Source organism: Pseudomonas sp. Irchel s3h14 (assembly GCF_900187425.1).
Classification (GTDB): Bacteria; Pseudomonadota; Gammaproteobacteria; order Pseudomonadales; family Pseudomonadaceae; genus Aquipseudomonas.
This window is the reverse complement of sequence record NZ_FYDJ01000027.1, coordinates 42,548-58,391: the sequence shown is the minus strand read 5'-3', so window position 1 is coordinate 58,391 and position 15,844 is coordinate 42,548. Positions and strand designations below refer to the sequence as shown.

Genomic DNA, 15,844 nt, shown 5'->3' with positions numbered 1-15,844 from the left:
CGGCAGAAGACAAGGATTGATCAATCGAAGTATGCTTTTTCATGGACTCGCCCTCGCTGTCGTTGGCTGTTTAGACTGCCACCGTGGCGCATTGACGCCTCGGCGTGGGCGAGTCCATTCAATTACAGGAATTTGTCGCTACGTCGCTTTGATCGCCATCTCGTTCTCCAGCGACCTCTCCACCAGCAACAACCCCAACTCACTCAATTGATAAATCGCCATCGCCAGATGTCGCGGCTTGTCGTCCAGGCTTTCGGCCAGGTCGAGCAGCAGAATGCTGACCGACGAAAAGGTTTCGTAGGTCTGGATGGTCAAGGCTTCGGGGTTGGCATCGGACACAACGGTGAACATTTTCATGGCGCGGTCCTGGGAAGAGCGAAGGGAGGTGATGTCGGGTTTGAGGTAGTGGTCCAGCGCCTTGTCGGCGGCGTGGAGCTTTTTTGAATCGAAGGTGGAGTAGGGGGAAACCGGGTCGGTTTCGGGTGGCGGATTGGGTGTTGCTTTGAACATATTTTCGTACTCGATTGGGGCTGCCACGACCTTGCGACTAAACGAGGGGTGGCGGCTGTAAGCAGGTTAGTCGACCGGCGAGTACGAAAACCGGCGCGCCCGAGAGCGCCCTGCGAACAGCCACCATCAAGTGCGGGGGATAGGGAAAACCCGACTGGATGACGCTTATACACATTCGTACAACACCGGGCGACTAAACCCGATCGCTGATTGGCAGCGACGCGGATCAAGTTACGGGGCAACACCAAAGCGCACAAGCCGGCGGATTCTGGCGGATCTGTAGGCAACGGCGCAAGGTGCTGTAGCCGCGGACTGAGGCGTTGAAAACACAGGGGAAAGTGACGAGGTGTAGGCTGACCGCTCGTCGGGACTGTCATATCTGACAGGTGGGCAGGGATATCTCGGTATGGCTTAAATGTCTCCAGACAAATGGCGGTTTACCCACCACTGGAGACATCGATCATGTTGGATCAACCAGATCAACCAGATCAACCAGATCAACCAGATCAACCAGATCAACCAGATCAGACCATTGCTCTCATAGACCGACCTCTAACCTTGCCTCTTCCAGGGGCAGGCGTTTCGCGTTTGAATTTCACTGTTAAAGGGCCCTCCGGACAGTCGTGGGACGACTATCAAGTTGACTTGCATTACAAGCGTAATGGTTCCCATCTCGATAATAAAAAGCTGGTTGATATAACCAACCCGTTTCAAACTAACGTCAGTTTTGACCAGGCAGGAATCTACAACATCCATTACACGTACCTGAATAGGGGCTCTGGTAACTGGTCATACTGGTACGATTCGGGAAGTTTTTACGCCATGGACCCGGTGACAATCAGCCCGCCGATACCCTCAGTACTGTGGGGACTTAAGCCGCTTATTTCAGGATTCGCAACACCGGACGGTCATATACAAATTGTTCGGGCAGACAATAACCAAGCGTTAAGTGCTCAAGCAACCGTGGTAGGTGCCAGTAACTGGTCAGTCGCGCTTAATGCGTTAGTGCCCGCGATCTACAGGGCAAAGGTTAAACATTGGATGGCTGGCTACTCGCCGATCTACTCCAATACCTTTACCTTCGACTTGCGCCCGGCACCGTGCATCAGCCTCCCGGGTACGAATGGTGTGATTGAGGTGAGGCCGGTTGTTTCAGGAACGGGTGAGCCAGGTGCGACGGTCTATATCCACAAATCGGGTGATGGTTCGACGGTTTATGGCACCGCAACGGTACACGAAAATCATAACTGGTTGACAACGCTCACTCGCGACCTGCCGCAAGGCGTCTACAAACTTAGTGCAAAGCAGTACAAGGATAATAGTGAAAGTTTGTGGAGTGAGACCCCTCGTCCGGTGAAAGTCCTGGGTGTACCTTCTATCAGCAGTCCAGCCGCGGGGGAGCAGGAGCAAAACTTTACGATGACCGGTGGCAGCGGGTTGGGTATTGAGGAAGTCCAGGTCGAAGTCTTGACTGACTCTACATACAAATCTTGGGGCGTCGGCGATGTCCAGAGTAATGGAAGCTGGAGCGTAGTACTCAGTAACTTGACCCCGGGGCTTCTTTCCCTCACTGCGCTGCAAAAGCTAGAGCCTGTCAGCGGTGAAAAAGCTGCGCCGAGGACGTATAAAATCCGCCCGCCCAAACTGGCCTTCACAGTGTCCTACCCCAACGATAAAACCGTGAGGTTTTCCGGCCCCGGGTACACCGGCGCCACGGCCGAGATTTGGTACAAGAGTAATGCGGGGGGGAGGCAGGGGGCGGCGCTCGTGGGGGATGGCAACTGGCAAATAGAGCTCACAAACCGGATGCCGGGCAGTTATACGATGGTGGCGTGGCAGCAGGTTGCCGATGGCAGTGGTGGCAAGATCTATTCACAAGGATCGAATGATGTGCTCGTGACGGTACCGGTCCCCAAGCCGATGCTCACACCGGTCACTTTGAACGGGCAGATCCCTACGTTCAGAGGTACGCGTGATGTTTGGGAGGGCACTCGGGGTGGGGATATTCAAATCCAGCTCGATGGCCAACCCCATACACTCCTTCCGGACCTGCAAGGTTCGACGACCTCCTGGAACATCACGGCCTCGGACAAGATTGCCCCAGGCACTCACACCGTCAGGGCGCGGCAAGGGATCAACGGCCTTTGGTCCGCGCTGACGGAGCCGGCTACACCGCTGATTATCAAGCCCGATCTGCCGGAGCTCTTCAACCCGCCTGCTGGAGTTGAAATGCCGCGGGCGGTGCAGTTTCATGGCAAGACCTGGCCCAACGCCAAGGTTGTTGTGCGCTTTAAAAGTGGTGTCCTGATCAAAGAGGTGACCTCCAACGCGACGACGGGCGAGTGGAGCTTCAACTACACCTTACCGTTAGGGCGGGTCGAGGTTGAGGTGCTCTCTACGTTTGGTGGGCAGACATCGGACGTCAAGAGTCAATCCTTTCCGGTCAAGACTCCGCTCCCTGTAGTGACCTCCCCGGGGAACAACGGTGAAGTGTCTCCGTTCCCGATCATAGAGGGCATGGGTATTAGCGGGTGCTGGGTTTACGTTTATTCGCCGGGCTCGACTACCTCGATAGGTAATGCTCAGGTGGGTACGGACAATAAATGGAAGGCGCCGCTTACTGAGCGACCCATCGGTAACCTGGATATTTATACGAAGCAGATTTTCAATAACACCTTTGCATCAGAGCCGACTGCAACACTGTCACTCAAGGTGATTGTTCCGGCCCCGGGGATTGACCGACCTGCACAGGGCTCCAGGCCCACGCGCACCATGACGGTTGAGGGCAAGGGGGCTTTGTACGGTGGTTTTATCGATTTGATGTTCAATGACTCGCTTTCGCCTTACAAGGGTATCCAGGTGCGGACGGACGGTTCGTGGCAGGTTGAGGTCCGCGGGATGGAGGCGGGGCCATTAAGGATTAAGGCAATCCAGCACTACAAGACGTTTGCGTCGCTACCCGGCAGCGAGTGCAGCGTGACGGTGGTGCCGGCGGTGCCGGTGGTCGATACGCCCCGAAAAAACGAAGCGCTAGGCGCCATATTAAGGATTTCCGGGTTCGGTTATCGGGGGGATGTCATACATGTCTACAGGCGAAACCGTTATCTCCTCTTGGGTACCGCCACTGTTACGCCTGCCGGCACCTGGTCGGGCAGTTTCCAGCACAACATGGTGGACGGCGACGGCATTAGTGTTTTAGCGCGAGCCGGTGTGGGGCTGGATTCCGGTTTTTTACCCGTGATTACTGTTCCCTTGCGAATTGCCCCGCAAATCACCGCGCCGATGGCGGGCGATTGGGTCGTGGCCAGGCCGCAGTACAGCGGTGTGGCAGCGCCTGACGCCACCATCACCGTTGCCTCATGGTTTAACACCGACAACCTGCTGGCGCCGTCAACGATGGCGGGTCCCGATGGCCGATGGACAGTGACGGGCAACCAGAGTCTGCCCGTTGACGCGGCGTGGGTGGTCGTGCGCCAGACCCTGCCGGACGGTACGGCATCGGAGTGGGCCGAGAGTGGGCGTTTTATGGTGGAGCAATAGCCACCGGTTTGAAGCGCCCGCGAGGGTGATTTTCGGTTGATACCCCGCTGCCCCCCAATGGCCCTCTTGTGAGGGCCATTTTTCTGCTTTCGCTGGCTTTCCAGTACCACTGGATTCCGACCAGTGGTCATCACAACTGTCATTTATGACAGTAGATCGTACCTCATCGGCAAGCGCTAAATCGAGTTGACGAGAGCACCTACCCACTCACGGGTGACGCTCGGTATTGGTTTTTGCCTGAGGGGGAAATACCGCAATGAAAACATCTGACAATCGGCCGATTCATCAATTGATCAAGGCAGTGCTGGGGGAACGGCGCATTGGCGTGTTCGAGCCTTTAGATGACTACATCGCGAAAAACCCCAGCGTGTTCGACCTGATAAAACTAGGGCCTACCGGGTTAGAGAAGCTTGGCCTGAGTCAGGAAGACGCCCACTCCCTGATAGTCCGTGGCAATGCCCTGGCCCTGTACATCGCCAGGGCGTTTCGTGAACAGAGCCTGAGGCCGGGCGGCCCGAATGCGCAGATCGCAGGGTGGGTGATACCCGAGGTTCCGACCTACGCAAATTTGTTCAATCCTGATTTCTCCGGCTGCAGCCCGGTCGACGCTCTTGAGTCCAGCGCCTCGACGACGGCCTATCTGGTGGAACTGCGCGAATGGGTGCGCGACAAGCTTGTCCCCCTCGGCGATGAAGATCGAACGCTACCGCTGGAGGTACGGCGGCCGGATGTGGACACGCATCTGATCGACCCTATGGCGGTGAACCGCACCTTGTCCGCGCTTGAGATCGTCAGGTGTTGAGGCGCTTTTGGGATTGGCAGCCTTTGCCCCCACACTCTCTGAAAATGCCCCTGCGCTGACCGAGCGCGGGTTGACTTGGAAGGTTCATTCAACCTCCGAAATCAGTGCTCGTTTCCAGTTGAACGTGTGCCATGACGAAATGTCGCCTTTTGAGTTGCAGGGGCGACTGCTGTCGAAAACACTTGAGGAAGAGGGAACGTTCGAGTTTGACGACAAGAAGCTGGCCTTCGGAAGCACGGCGTACCCCTGTCTGGGAGGTGCTCACACCTTACGCTTTACTCCCAATCCCGGCAGCCTGTTGATCGGGCTTAAGGTCGCGGCAACGTTGGCCGATGCGTCAAGCCATGCACTCAATCCGGAGCTTGAACCTAAAACTGCGCGAGATCTCACAAGTGACGGCCTGGAGTGGACGCTGGACGGTCGCGACAGCACCGAAAGCGGGATGTTGGGGCTCTCGCTGGAGCTCAATCAGGCCGGGTTTACTTTCCCTCCGGTGCCTATGTCGTTGGGGCACAACCGAGTCGAGATCGCCGGCGAACGTAACCCTTTTGATCCGGAGGTGGGGCAAACCGTCCCACTGCAGCTCAAGGCAAAATCTCACTATACCGAGCAGGCAGTGGCAGAGGTCGAGGTGGGTTTTATGCACGGAGGCACTTCAACACCGATTTTGACCGAGAGTGACGGCTGGGCAAAATTTGATTACCCCGCCACACAACCGGGCGAAGACTCCGTTATCGCCACGCTGCGAAGCCCATACGATGAGCCTGATGCGTTCCCTTCTCATACCTTTGAAATCAAGGTGATAGCCGCTGGCACCGAAGAGTCGGGCACCCGTGTGTCGACTTCAACAATGCAGACGAAAGAGGGATGACTCATGGTCGACCAAAAAGATTTGCAGGATAACCGTGTTGAGATTGGCCAAGTGCGTGAAGCCACTTTTGATCCGGTAGTCGGTGAAAGCGTTGTCCTGTCGCTCAGGGTGCGCTCGTCCAGCACCCAGTTGGCGGCGTCGAATGTGGGGGTGATCTTTACGATTGGAACAACGACTTGGCGGGTGGGTACCGACGATACTGGCTGGGCAACTTTTACCTATAAGGCTGAAAGACCAGGGGACGTTGTAGTGGTCGCTACGCTGGACAGCGTAAACGATGGCCCCCAGGCGGCTTCATTACATACATTCCGCTTCAAGGCACTGGCCGCGGGTGTCTGGGGCGATGCCCGGTTCCAACTGAATGTTGAACCTGAAACGGTCTGGGGCGCCGAGACCAGGTTTCCTCGGGTCGCGCAGCTTCATACCGTCAAGTTATCGGTCACTTCGGATAGCCAATTGATGGGTCGCGACATTTGTCTGGGGTTGAAGGGCTACTCCTCGGCCAGTGAACTGGGATTGACCTCCGTGACGCCACCGTTGGGTGAGTCCCGACGATTGACCTCAGACGGTTTGAGTTGGCAGTGCACCGGCACGATCGGCGGGGCTTATGGGTTGCAACTGGCGGCCTCTCGCCTGCTCAATCAGTCGCCGGTCAATGCGATGTCGTTGGGGGCGTTCATCCCCACGACCGGGTTGCTTGCCGGTATTACTTACCGGGTGGGTGATCAACAGTCCGAGGTGAAGGATTCCGAGATTGTCGCGAGGATTCCGTTGGGAGCCCCTGTTATGTTTAGCATTTCGGTTCCTTCTGAGATGCTGAATGGGATGGCGTCGTTCGAATTGCTTGAGGGGCGAGACGTAGGTTTTTCCTCGATGCTTGATTCCCCACAGCAGTTCAGCCAACTGACTAAAGAATGGGAAGTTCTGGCTTCGGTGTGGGGACTTGACGAGTACATCTTTCGGTTGACGTACTCCGCATTCCCGGATTCTCCACAGATACTGAAATTTCTGGTTGAGTAATCTGACGTTGTCCCCGATCAATGGTCATCAGGCTCCCGCTTTTTTCCAGCTCAAATACCGCGTCACCAACTCGGCCCCCAGTTCCGCGGGTCGAGCATCCACCACCGACACTCCATGAGCACTCAACCGCTCATGGAGTTCCACCCGTTCATTCAAATATTCCACCGTCCCGCAATAGGTCAGCGCCTCCGGCAAGGTTTGCACCGGCGTGTGCCGCAGCGTATCGAGCACGTCTTCGCGCAGACTCGCCACCAGCACCCGATGCTGCTTGCTCAGGCGTTTGACGGCGGTGAGCAGTTCTTCGTCGTCTTCATCCCGCAGGTTGGTCACCAGCACCACCAGCGCCCGGCGTTTTTGGCGGGCCAGCAGTTGGCTGGCGGCGGCTTGGTAATCAGCGGGGCGTTGGGTGCTGTTGAGGTCGTAGACGGTGTTGAGCAGGACCTTGAGTTGATCGGTGCCTTTGACCGGGGCGAGGTAATGCGGTCGGTCGCTGGCGAAGGTGCTCAGGCCTACCGCATCGCCTTGGCGCAGGGCGATGTAGCTGAGCAACAGGCAGGCGTTGAGTGCGTGATCGAAATGCGCGAGTTCGCCATCCTGGCTGCGCATGCGGCGGCCGCAGTCGAGCATGAAAATGATCTGCTGGTCGCGCTCGTCCTGGTATTCCCGGGCGATGGGGGTGCGTTGGCGGGCGGTGGCTTTCCAGTCGATCTGGCGCAGGCTGTCGCCTTCGCGGAATTCACGCAGCTGATGAAATTCCATACCCAGACCGCGTCGTTGGCGTTGGCGCACGCCAAGTTGGCTGAGCCAGTTGTCGACTGCCAGCAGTTGGCCGCCGTAGAGGCGGGCGAAGTCGGGGTAGACGCGAGTGTTGTCGACCACGTTGAGCAGGCATTTGTCGGACCATAAACCCAATGGGCTCGGCAGGCTGATTTCGCAGTGTTCGAAGGTGAAATGGCCGCGCTTGAGCGGGCGCAGGCGATAGCCGGTCTGGCTGTGCTGGCCGGGTTGCAGTTCGACCGACAGGGGCAGGTTTTCGAAGCTCAGACTTTCCGGTACATGGTCGAAGATCTGAATGTTCAGTGGCTGGTGAAAGTCATGCTCGACTTCCAGTCGCACTTCGCTCCATCGGCCGAGCGCCAGGCTGCCGGGCATCTGTCGTTTCACGCGTGGGGAGGGCAGTCGCTTGAGACCGACACCGTCGAGTAATGCCAGGGCCAGCAGCGCCAGCAGCAATCCCCAGTTGATTGACAACAGACTTGATGGAACCGCGAATTCCAATGCCCGCAACGCACCCAGCACGATGCCGATGGCTAGCAGGATCGCGAGCCAGATCAACAGCAGACGCGAGGGTTTCACAGGCGCGGCGCCGGCACTTGATCGAGCAGTTGCTTGAGCACTTGATCGACGTCCAGCCCTTCGATGTCCAGCTCCGGGGCAATCCGCACCCGGTGACGCAACACCGCGAGGGCGCAGCCTTTGATGTCGTCCGGAATCACAAACTCGCCACCGCGCAACAAGGCGCGGGCACGGGCGCAGCGCACCAGGGCGATGGAGGCCCGAGGCCCGGCGCCGAGGATCAGGCCCGGCCAGTTGCGGGTGGTGCGGGCCAGGCGCACGGCGTAATCGAGGACCTGATCGTCCAGCGGCAGATCGCTGGCGATGCGTTGCAAGGCCAACACGTCTTTGGCTTGCAACACGGTACGCAGCGGTTGTACGTCGAGCATGTCGGCCCGGGTCGAGCGGCTGACCTGGCGGACCATGTTCAGCTCCTGATCGGCGTCGGGGTAGTCCATGCGCACCTTGAGCATGAAGCGGTCGAGCTCGGCTTCCGGCAGCGGGTAAGTGCCTTCCTGTTCGATGGGGTTTTGTGTGGCGAGCACCATGAACGGTTGCACGATCGGCAGGGCGCGGCCTTCGAGGGTGACTTGCCGTTCCTGCATGGCTTCGAGCAGCGCGGCCTGGGTTTTCGCCGGGGCGCGGTTGATCTCGTCGGCCAGCAAAAGGTTGGTGAACAGTGGACCTTTGCGCAGTTTGAATTGCTCGGTCTGCAAGTCGTACACCGCGTGCCCAGTGACATCGCTGGGCATCAGGTCGGGGGTGAACTGGATGCGTGCGAACTCGCCGCCGAAGCAGCGGGCGAGGGCGCGCACCAGCAACGTCTTGCCCAGCCCCGGAACGCCTTCGAGCAGTACGTGGCCACCAGCAATCAGAGCGGTGAGGACGTCGTCGATCACTGTGTTTTGGCCGATCACGGCTTTCTGTAATTCGGTGCGTACCGCTTGGGCCAGTTGGCTGGCGCGCTGGCGTTGCTGCGCAGCGTGGCTCAGTGTGCCGGGCTCGATCTGTTCACTCATAAGGCGTTCCTCAAGGTTTGCAGGTGGGCGACCTGACGACTGAATTCAGCGCTGGACAGCCGCTGCTTCGGTCGCGGGCTCATGGCCTGGCTGATAGCGCGTGTGGGTTGGCCGGTCAGGCGTGCGAGCACCAGCCATTGTTCGGCGACGCCGAGTTGTTCGAAACCGGGATGACGGCGCCGCACACGACGCAAGATGTCGTGCTGCAAGGCGTGCACCAGGTGCTGTTGACCGTTTCGGCGCAGCATGAAATCGGCGCTGGCGCGCAGGTGTTCCTGAAGTTGACGGCGGGCTCTCGGGGCCGGTTCCAGCAACGGACCCTGGCGCACACCGACGTGCCAGACGCCAAGGCCGATCAGGGCAAAAAGGGCGACCAATGCTTGAGGGAAATAGCGCAGGAGCAAGGTCAGCAATCCGTCGTGATCGGTGTTGAACAGCAGGGTCACGTTCGTGTCCGCTGTCAGGTACCAGAGCAGCCAGGCGTTGTCGTACTGGTCGATGGCCGGGGTTTTCCACAGGTCGGCGTCGGTGACCACGGTGATCGAACCGAGCCCGTGATTGAGCTGCATCATGTGCGTGGCCTTGCCGCTGTTGGCCCAGGCTTGCGCGAGGTTTTTCGGGTCTTCGAGATGGAATGCGGTATCGAAACCGGCGTAGGCCGGCGCGTCTTCGTCTTCCAGATACAGCTTGGTCAGTTTGGGATAAGGATCGTCGTCGATAGCGGGCGGCGGGTCCTTGAGTTCTTTGCTCAGCGACTGGTGCAGCTGCACCCGGTCGAGCAACAGGTCATTGCTTTGGCCGGTCTTTTCATCCCACAGCGACTGGGCAACAAACAAAAGTCGCCCGCCGGCCCGGGTCCAGTTCAACAGCTGATCGATCTGGCGCGGGGTCATGTTGTACCGGTCCCCGAGCAACAACAGACTGTGCTGATGCGGCTCCAGGGTGGGCAGAATGTCGAGGCTGTTGGCGTGGCTGACGGTCAGGTTCTGTTTGCGCAGAAAATGCTCGGCGGCGAGGTACGGATTGGCCTGGGCTTCGGGCGAGGGGCCGTGATCGATGTCTGCCTGATAGGGCGTCGCCTTGACGTACAGATAAACACTCAGCGCGATCACTAGCACGGCAATGAACACGCCGACCGCCAGCCAGCGTTGCCGGTTCAACGCAACGCTCCCGGGCCGAACAGGGCTCGCCAGCCGTCACAGAGTTCCTGTTGCAAATGCGCGGGAGGCAGGCGATGCCCGTAGGCCATGTTCTGCCAGTGCCCGGTCAGGTTTTTACTGAAGGCAAGCAAGGCAGGTTGTTGCAGGTGTTCGATGCGCTCCAGGACCTGGCCTTCGGTGTCGGCGGGTTTCAGCGCCATGTTGAAGTCGTGCAGCAAGTGGCTTAGCAGACCGCGATAGAGCAATCCGAGGGCCTCGCGAGGGTGGGTTTGCCAGAGACGTTCGGCGCTGGCGGCGATGTCGGCAGGCAGGGTTTCGCGGTTGAGGTCCAGGCCGAAAGCCTGTTGCGGTAATGGCCGCGCGACTTTGCTGTTCAAGGTCGGTCGACGGCTGACGAAGGCTTGCAACCAGTCACGGTAATGCCAGATCAATAAACCGATGGCACCGATCACGACACTCCACAGCACGGCTTCAATCAGCGTGGCCGCTACGCCGAATCGTTGGTTGTCCAGAAGCTTGAGCAGCGCCTCCAGCCATTCGGTTGTTGGGTCATCGTCCGCCGTATCAGTGGCGGGTTTGTCCTCGCCAAACCGATAGCGCGTGACCGATTCCTTGTTCTTGAACGGAGGCTGATCAAGGATCGCCTTGATGCTGTCCCGGGATGCCTGACTGGTTAACGGCTGGTCCATCAGGCGTGGGCTTTCGGGTGAAATGACCGGCTCGGCGGCCCACCCGGTTTGCGCTGTCGGCATCAACAGGAACGCTGCCAGCAGCAGGGTGATGGCGGCGCTGCTCAAGCGTTGGCGCATGCGGCGGAACACCAGCTCGATATCCCAGGCCTCCAGCACCGTGCGCCGATTCAGATAAAGGCTGAAGCCGCAGGCTACATAAATCGGTTCCCAGGCAATGAGCACCAGTGCGTAAAAGGCATTGGTCAGGTGTTCCAGCCATCGCCAGTCCTGTGTGGCAGCGGTGATCAAGGTCTGCCAGCTCCAGTCGAGTTCGACCTGTTGCGGCAAGAACAGGTAGAACAACACCATCAGGCCGATCCATAACGCGCTTTCCAGGTGTACGCCGATGATGGTCAGCCACCGCGCGGCCCCGGCGTTGCGCTGCAACAGCACCTGCAAACGCTGTTGTCGCGCTTGCCCACTCAGCCCTTCGAGTTGCACCACCGGCATCAGGAAACTGCGACTCAGGCTCAGTCGTCGCCAGGTCAGACTCGCCAGCAGTTGCGGTTGGAGCAGCCGCGGAAATTGGCGCAGCGCCTGCTTCAGCGTGGGCGTTTCGCCAAACATGGCTTTGGACAAGATGTACAGCGGCAGGCGGTCGAACGCCGGTTTCAGCCACCAGAAAATGAACACGGCGAGGGAGGGTGAATCCCACAACACCCAACTGAGCAGCGCGAAAATCGGCAAGGTCACGATGGCCCAACTGGTCATCAGCAGACGTCGGTGTCGCTGGCTCAGCAGGACGCCCAGGTCCATGGCTTCCCAGGTCGTGCGCGGGCGGATCACTACCGTGGCGTCACTCAGGCGCATGGCGGGTCCGTCCGGCAAACAGCAGGTAAGTCGCCACCAACAACCAGAGCGCTGCACCGACCAGGTATTTGGTCATTGGCGTGACCCCGACCGTGGACGACCAGTAAGCTTCGATAAACGCCGCAATCAGCAGAAACAGCATGACCCCGCAAATCAGCAGTACGCTCTTGCGCGCCGCCAGCCGCAGGGCTTCGGAGCGGGGCAGACGCCCCGGCGCGATCAGTGCCCAACCCAATTGCAGGCCGGCGGCACCGGCCAGGGCGATAGCACTCAGTTCGAAGGCGCCGTGGCCAACCACGAATGACCAGAAGGTTTGCCCGTAGCCGATGTGCGTCAGGTGCCCGGCCACCGCACCAATCATCAAACCGTTGAAGAACAGGAAAAACGCGCTGCCCAGGCCAAACAGCAAACCGCTGGCGAAGGTCTGAAAGGCGATGCCGATGTTGTGCATGATGTAGTAACCGAACATCACCCAGTCTTCACTGGCCGCCCGTTCCGCGGAGCGCCCCAGATGACCGGCCTCGGGGTCGTACATGCCTTGCATCTCGCTGACCTGCTCGGCCGGGATCAGGTTGTAGACCAGGTCGGGGAACAGATACACCAGCAGTGCGATGCCGATCAGGCTGCCAAAAAACATCAGGCCGGCGGCGAGCACGAAGCGCCACTGTTCGCGCACCAGTCGCGGGAAGTCAGCCAGGATGAAGCCCAGCACGTTGGCACCCAGTCGACTGCGGTGGCGATAAAGCTGTTGATGCCCGCGCAGCACTTGTTGCTGTAACGAGTCGATCAGAAAGCTGCTGTAACCACGTTCCTGGGCCAGCGCCAGATGCTGGCAGAGACGACGATAATCGCTGGGGAAAGCGGCGACTCGTTCGGCTTCCTTGCCTTGCTCCAGCTGTTCAAGCACGAGAGCAAATTGCTCCCATTCGGCCTTGTGGCGACTTTCGAAAAGGCTTTGCTTCATGTGGGGCCCAACAAGCCGCGGGCGATGCCATTGAGTTCGTCCACGGCCCCTGGCGCCGACACCTGCAGCGGTTGCGCGAGTATGGCCGCCAGCTCTTTGCCCCGTGCTTCAGAGAGTTCACCCTGGCGCTCGGCAAACCCGAGGATGGCGCGTTGTTCGGTCAGCGTCAGTGCAAAGGCCGGGCGCCGGGGCTGGACGGCGAGCAGTTGTGGTCGGGCGAGCGGTAGTTCGCGGTAGATCACCAGCGTGCCGGCGGCCAGATCGCCTAGGCGCTTGAAGGTGGGATGTTGCAGGCAACTGATGGCCCCGAGGAAGTAGCCGAACGGCAGCATGTCGACAAATCGCAGCAGGTTGCGCAGCAGCGAAGCAGACCAGCCGATCGGCGTGCCATCGTCCTGCACCACCCGTAGGCCCATCCATTGCTTGCCGGGCGAACGCCCCTGATTGAGCACTTCGAACAGCACCATGTACCACCAGCTCACCACGAACAACAGAATCGAGCCGAGCCCTGCACCGAGTTTCCCGAGGAACGCCAGGACAATAAACAGCAGGCCAACGATCAACCCGCGCAGCCCGAGATCGATGGCGAACGCGAGCGCACGGACCATCAACCCGGCCGGGCGCAGGGGCAAGTCGATGCCTTCCGGCGTTTCGACTTGATACCGCGTATCCAGTGGCGGGGACAGCGTCGCTTTCCTTGGCAGTGCTGTGGTCTCGAGCATGGGCAACCTTGATGTGGCCTGTTCGGGATTCGATGTCCGTCCGATGCTAGCAGCCTCTCGGGGGAAAACGACATAACTATGTATTGCACGGTAAGAGGCCGGAGGTGATTGAATGACGAGATTACTGGCCGGGGCGGGATGTGAACGCCTAGACTTCGCCGATCTTCAGTTCAGGAATAGCCCGTGACCTCTATCTTCTGGTACGACTATGAAACCACTGGCATCAACCCCCGTTGCGACCGCCCACTCCAGATGGCGGGGATTCGCACTGACTTCGATCTCAATGAAATAGACGAGCCGGTCAACCTTTACTGTCAGCCCAGTGAAGACATCCTGCCCCATCCGGCAGCCTGCGTGATCACGGGTATTACGCCCGGTCGACTGGCCGAGCAAGGCTTGAGCGAAGCCGATTTCATGACACGGGTACATGCCCAACTCGCTGCGCCCGGCACGTGCGGGGCGGGGTACAACACGTTGCGTTTCGATGACGAGATGACCCGTTACAGTCTTTACCGAAACTTTTTCGACCCTTATGCACGTGAGTGGCAGGGCGGTAATAGCCGCTGGGACCTGATCGATGTGGTGCGTGCAGCCTATGCCTTGCGCCCTGATGGCATCGTTTGGCCGACGGACGACGAGGGGCGGATAACGCTCAAACTCGAACGCCTGACCGCCGCCAATGGCATTGATCACGGAAATGCTCACGAAGCGCTATCGGACGTTCGCGCCACCATCGCCCTGGCGCGTCTGATTCGGGAAAAGCAGCCGAAGTTGTTTGACTGGTTGTTTCAGTTGCGCGGTAAACAAAAGGTGATGGATCAGATTCGTCTGTTGCAGCCGATGGTGCACATCTCGGGGCGCTTTTCAGCGGCGCGCAATTATGTCGGTGTGGTGCTGCCCTTGGCCTGGCACCCGCGAAACAAGAACGCCTTGATTGTCTGTGATCTGCATCTTGACCCTCAGGGCTTGCTCGATCTTGATGCCGACACCTTGCGTCAACGGCTGTATACCCGTCGCGATGACTTGGCCGAGGGCGAGTTGCCGGTGCCGCTCAAACTTATCCATATCAACAAATGCCCGGTGGTGGCGCCGTTGTCGGTACTTCGCACTGAAGATCAGCAACGTTTGGGGCTGGATATGCCGCTCTACCAAGAGCGCGCGCTGCGGCTAAGTGACGCACAAACAGTTTGGCGAGATAAAGTTCAGGCGATTTACGCCAGCGAAGATTTCACCTCGAGCCAAGACCCTGAGCAACAGTTATACGATGGTTTTATCGGTGATCGGGATCGGCGTCTTTGTGAGCAAGTCAGGTCTGCCGACCCGGCTCAATTAGCGCAACAACAATGGCCTTTCGATGATGAACGATTGCCTGAATTATTGTTTCGATATCGCGCACGCAACTTCCCCGATACGTTGAGTTTCGAAGAGCAAGAGCGCTGGCGAATATTCTGTCAGCAACGTTTGTCAGCTCCCGAGTGGGGGGCGCCAAATACGCTGGAAACTTTTGTAGAGGCCGCAGCCCAATGGAGTATTACGGCTACATCGTTTCAGCGAGAGGTGCTGAATGAATGGCAGAATTATGTCCAGGCATTACGCAAACGTTTGAATCTTTGAAATCGAAAATGTCCGGGGTTGAATTCCGGGCATAAAAAAACGCCAGCAGATGCTGGCGTTCTTTTTTGTTGCGGATGAGTCTGCGACAAGCGCTATGGCTTAGCCCAGCAGGGTAGCCCAGCCTTCAACCACGTCACCGCCCCACTTGGCTTTCCACTCTTTCAGAGTTTTGTGGTTGCCACCTTTGGTTTCGATGACTTCGCCGTTGTGCGGGTTTTTGTATTGTTTAACTTTGCGAGCACGCTTGGTGCCAGTAGTTTTTACTGCGCCGCCGCGTGGTGCTTTGGTTTTGGACTCTGGATCCAATAGCGCAATGATGTCACGCAGAGACTTGGAGTACTCGCCCATCAGGGTGCGCAGTTTGCCTTCGAATTCCAGCTCGGTTTGCAGTTTGTCGTCTTGGGACAGGTTCTTCAAACGGGCTTGCAGCTCTTTGATAGCTTCTTCGGTGGCGCGATATTCGTTGATCAAGGACATGAGGACTACCTTATGTTGGGGCGCTGGATGGCAGGTGACAGTGCGGCAATAATAGTCAGGGTGTTTCACCAAGTAAACATTTAACAGGAGTTTTATTTAAATTAGTTACGGTGAATAGGCATAAATTGCCGGTGTAGTTAAATAGTGTGATGCAGTCATCACGAATATTCACAATTGGGCACTTGAAGATTGGCAACAGGAACACCATCGCGCGGGTTGCAGGTACTGCCAGAGCCTGTGCCGCTTACCTTTGTGTCGGGCCAAACGTC

13 protein-coding genes are annotated in these 15,844 nt (G+C 58.4%); 5 read left to right on the top strand and 8 right to left on the bottom strand.

All coding sequences use genetic code 11. The features are described from left to right. Window positions 1-138: 138 nt before the first annotated feature. The gene (locus tag CKW16_RS28960) at window positions 139-510 is read right to left on the bottom strand and encodes a DUF6124 family protein (RefSeq protein WP_095132739.1); all 372 of its coding nucleotides are present in this window, start codon (window positions 508-510) and stop codon (window positions 139-141) included. Between the two features lie 462 nt (window positions 511-972). Between CKW16_RS28960 and CKW16_RS28955 the strand changes: the two genes are divergently transcribed. The 4 genes from CKW16_RS28955 to CKW16_RS32365 all read left to right on the top strand — a co-directional run bounded on the left by CKW16_RS28955 (window position 973) and on the right by CKW16_RS32365 (window position 6,743). Then, window positions 973-4,050 (top strand): hypothetical protein, encoded by a 3,078-nt coding sequence (locus tag CKW16_RS28955; RefSeq protein WP_095132737.1) that lies wholly within the window; start codon window positions 973-975, stop codon window positions 4,048-4,050. A 256-nt stretch (window positions 4,051-4,306) separates the two neighbouring features. Beyond that, a complete protein-coding gene (locus CKW16_RS28950) occupies window positions 4,307-4,852 on the top strand; it encodes a Tc toxin subunit A (protein WP_095132735.1) in 546 nt (181 codons plus the stop codon). 13 nt (window positions 4,853-4,865) lie between these two features. Continuing rightward, window positions 4,866-5,723, top strand: a complete 858-nt coding sequence (locus tag CKW16_RS28945) for a hypothetical protein (RefSeq protein WP_141232786.1) — start codon at window positions 4,866-4,868, stop codon at window positions 5,721-5,723. Window positions 5,724-5,726: 3 nt separating this feature from the next. Beyond that, on the top strand, window positions 5,727-6,743 hold the full coding sequence (locus CKW16_RS32365; RefSeq protein WP_176471615.1) for an Ig-like domain repeat protein: 1,017 nt from the start codon (window positions 5,727-5,729) through the stop codon (window positions 6,741-6,743). 27 nt (window positions 6,744-6,770) lie between these two features. Here CKW16_RS32365 and CKW16_RS28935 read toward each other — a convergent pair whose 3' ends face one another. Genes CKW16_RS28935 through CKW16_RS28910 form a run of 6 tightly spaced genes read right to left on the bottom strand, consistent with a single transcriptional unit; the run spans window position 6,771 to window position 13,484 of the window. Next, window positions 6,771-8,099, bottom strand: a complete 1,329-nt coding sequence (locus tag CKW16_RS28935; RefSeq protein WP_095132731.1) for a DUF58 domain-containing protein — start codon at window positions 8,097-8,099, stop codon at window positions 6,771-6,773. After that, on the bottom strand, window positions 8,096-9,097 hold the full coding sequence (locus tag CKW16_RS28930; RefSeq protein ID WP_095132727.1) for a MoxR family ATPase: 1,002 nt from the start codon (window positions 9,095-9,097) through the stop codon (window positions 8,096-8,098). Before CKW16_RS28930 ends, CKW16_RS28935 begins: the two co-directional genes overlap by 4 nt. Next, window positions 9,094-10,257, bottom strand: coding sequence for a DUF4350 domain-containing protein (locus CKW16_RS28925; protein WP_095132725.1), 1,164 nt, complete (start codon window positions 10,255-10,257; stop codon window positions 9,094-9,096). Before CKW16_RS28925 ends, CKW16_RS28930 begins: the two co-directional genes overlap by 4 nt. Beyond that, the gene (locus tag CKW16_RS28920; RefSeq protein ID WP_095132723.1) at window positions 10,254-11,798 is read right to left on the bottom strand and encodes a DUF4129 domain-containing protein; all 1,545 of its coding nucleotides are present in this window, start codon (window positions 11,796-11,798) and stop codon (window positions 10,254-10,256) included. Before CKW16_RS28920 ends, CKW16_RS28925 begins: the two co-directional genes overlap by 4 nt. Then, entirely contained in the window at window positions 11,785-12,762 is a 978-nt protein-coding gene (locus CKW16_RS28915; protein ID WP_095132746.1) for a stage II sporulation protein M, read from the bottom strand. The genes CKW16_RS28920 and CKW16_RS28915 overlap by 14 nt, the downstream gene beginning before the upstream one ends. Next, the gene (locus tag CKW16_RS28910; RefSeq protein WP_095132721.1) at window positions 12,759-13,484 is read right to left on the bottom strand and encodes an RDD family protein; all 726 of its coding nucleotides are present in this window, start codon (window positions 13,482-13,484) and stop codon (window positions 12,759-12,761) included. Before CKW16_RS28910 ends, CKW16_RS28915 begins: the two co-directional genes overlap by 4 nt. A gap of 183 nt (window positions 13,485-13,667) precedes the next feature. Here CKW16_RS28910 and sbcB point away from each other — a divergent pair, with 183 nt between their 5' ends. After that, window positions 13,668-15,098, top strand: coding sequence for an exodeoxyribonuclease I (sbcB, locus tag CKW16_RS28905; protein WP_095132719.1), 1,431 nt, complete (start codon window positions 13,668-13,670; stop codon window positions 15,096-15,098). A gap of 99 nt (window positions 15,099-15,197) precedes the next feature. Here the strand turns inward: sbcB and mvaT are convergent, their stop codons facing one another. After that, the gene (mvaT, locus tag CKW16_RS28900) at window positions 15,198-15,575 is read right to left on the bottom strand and encodes a histone-like nucleoid-structuring protein MvaT (protein ID WP_007933316.1); all 378 of its coding nucleotides are present in this window, start codon (window positions 15,573-15,575) and stop codon (window positions 15,198-15,200) included. Between the last annotated feature and the right edge of the window lie 269 nt (window positions 15,576-15,844).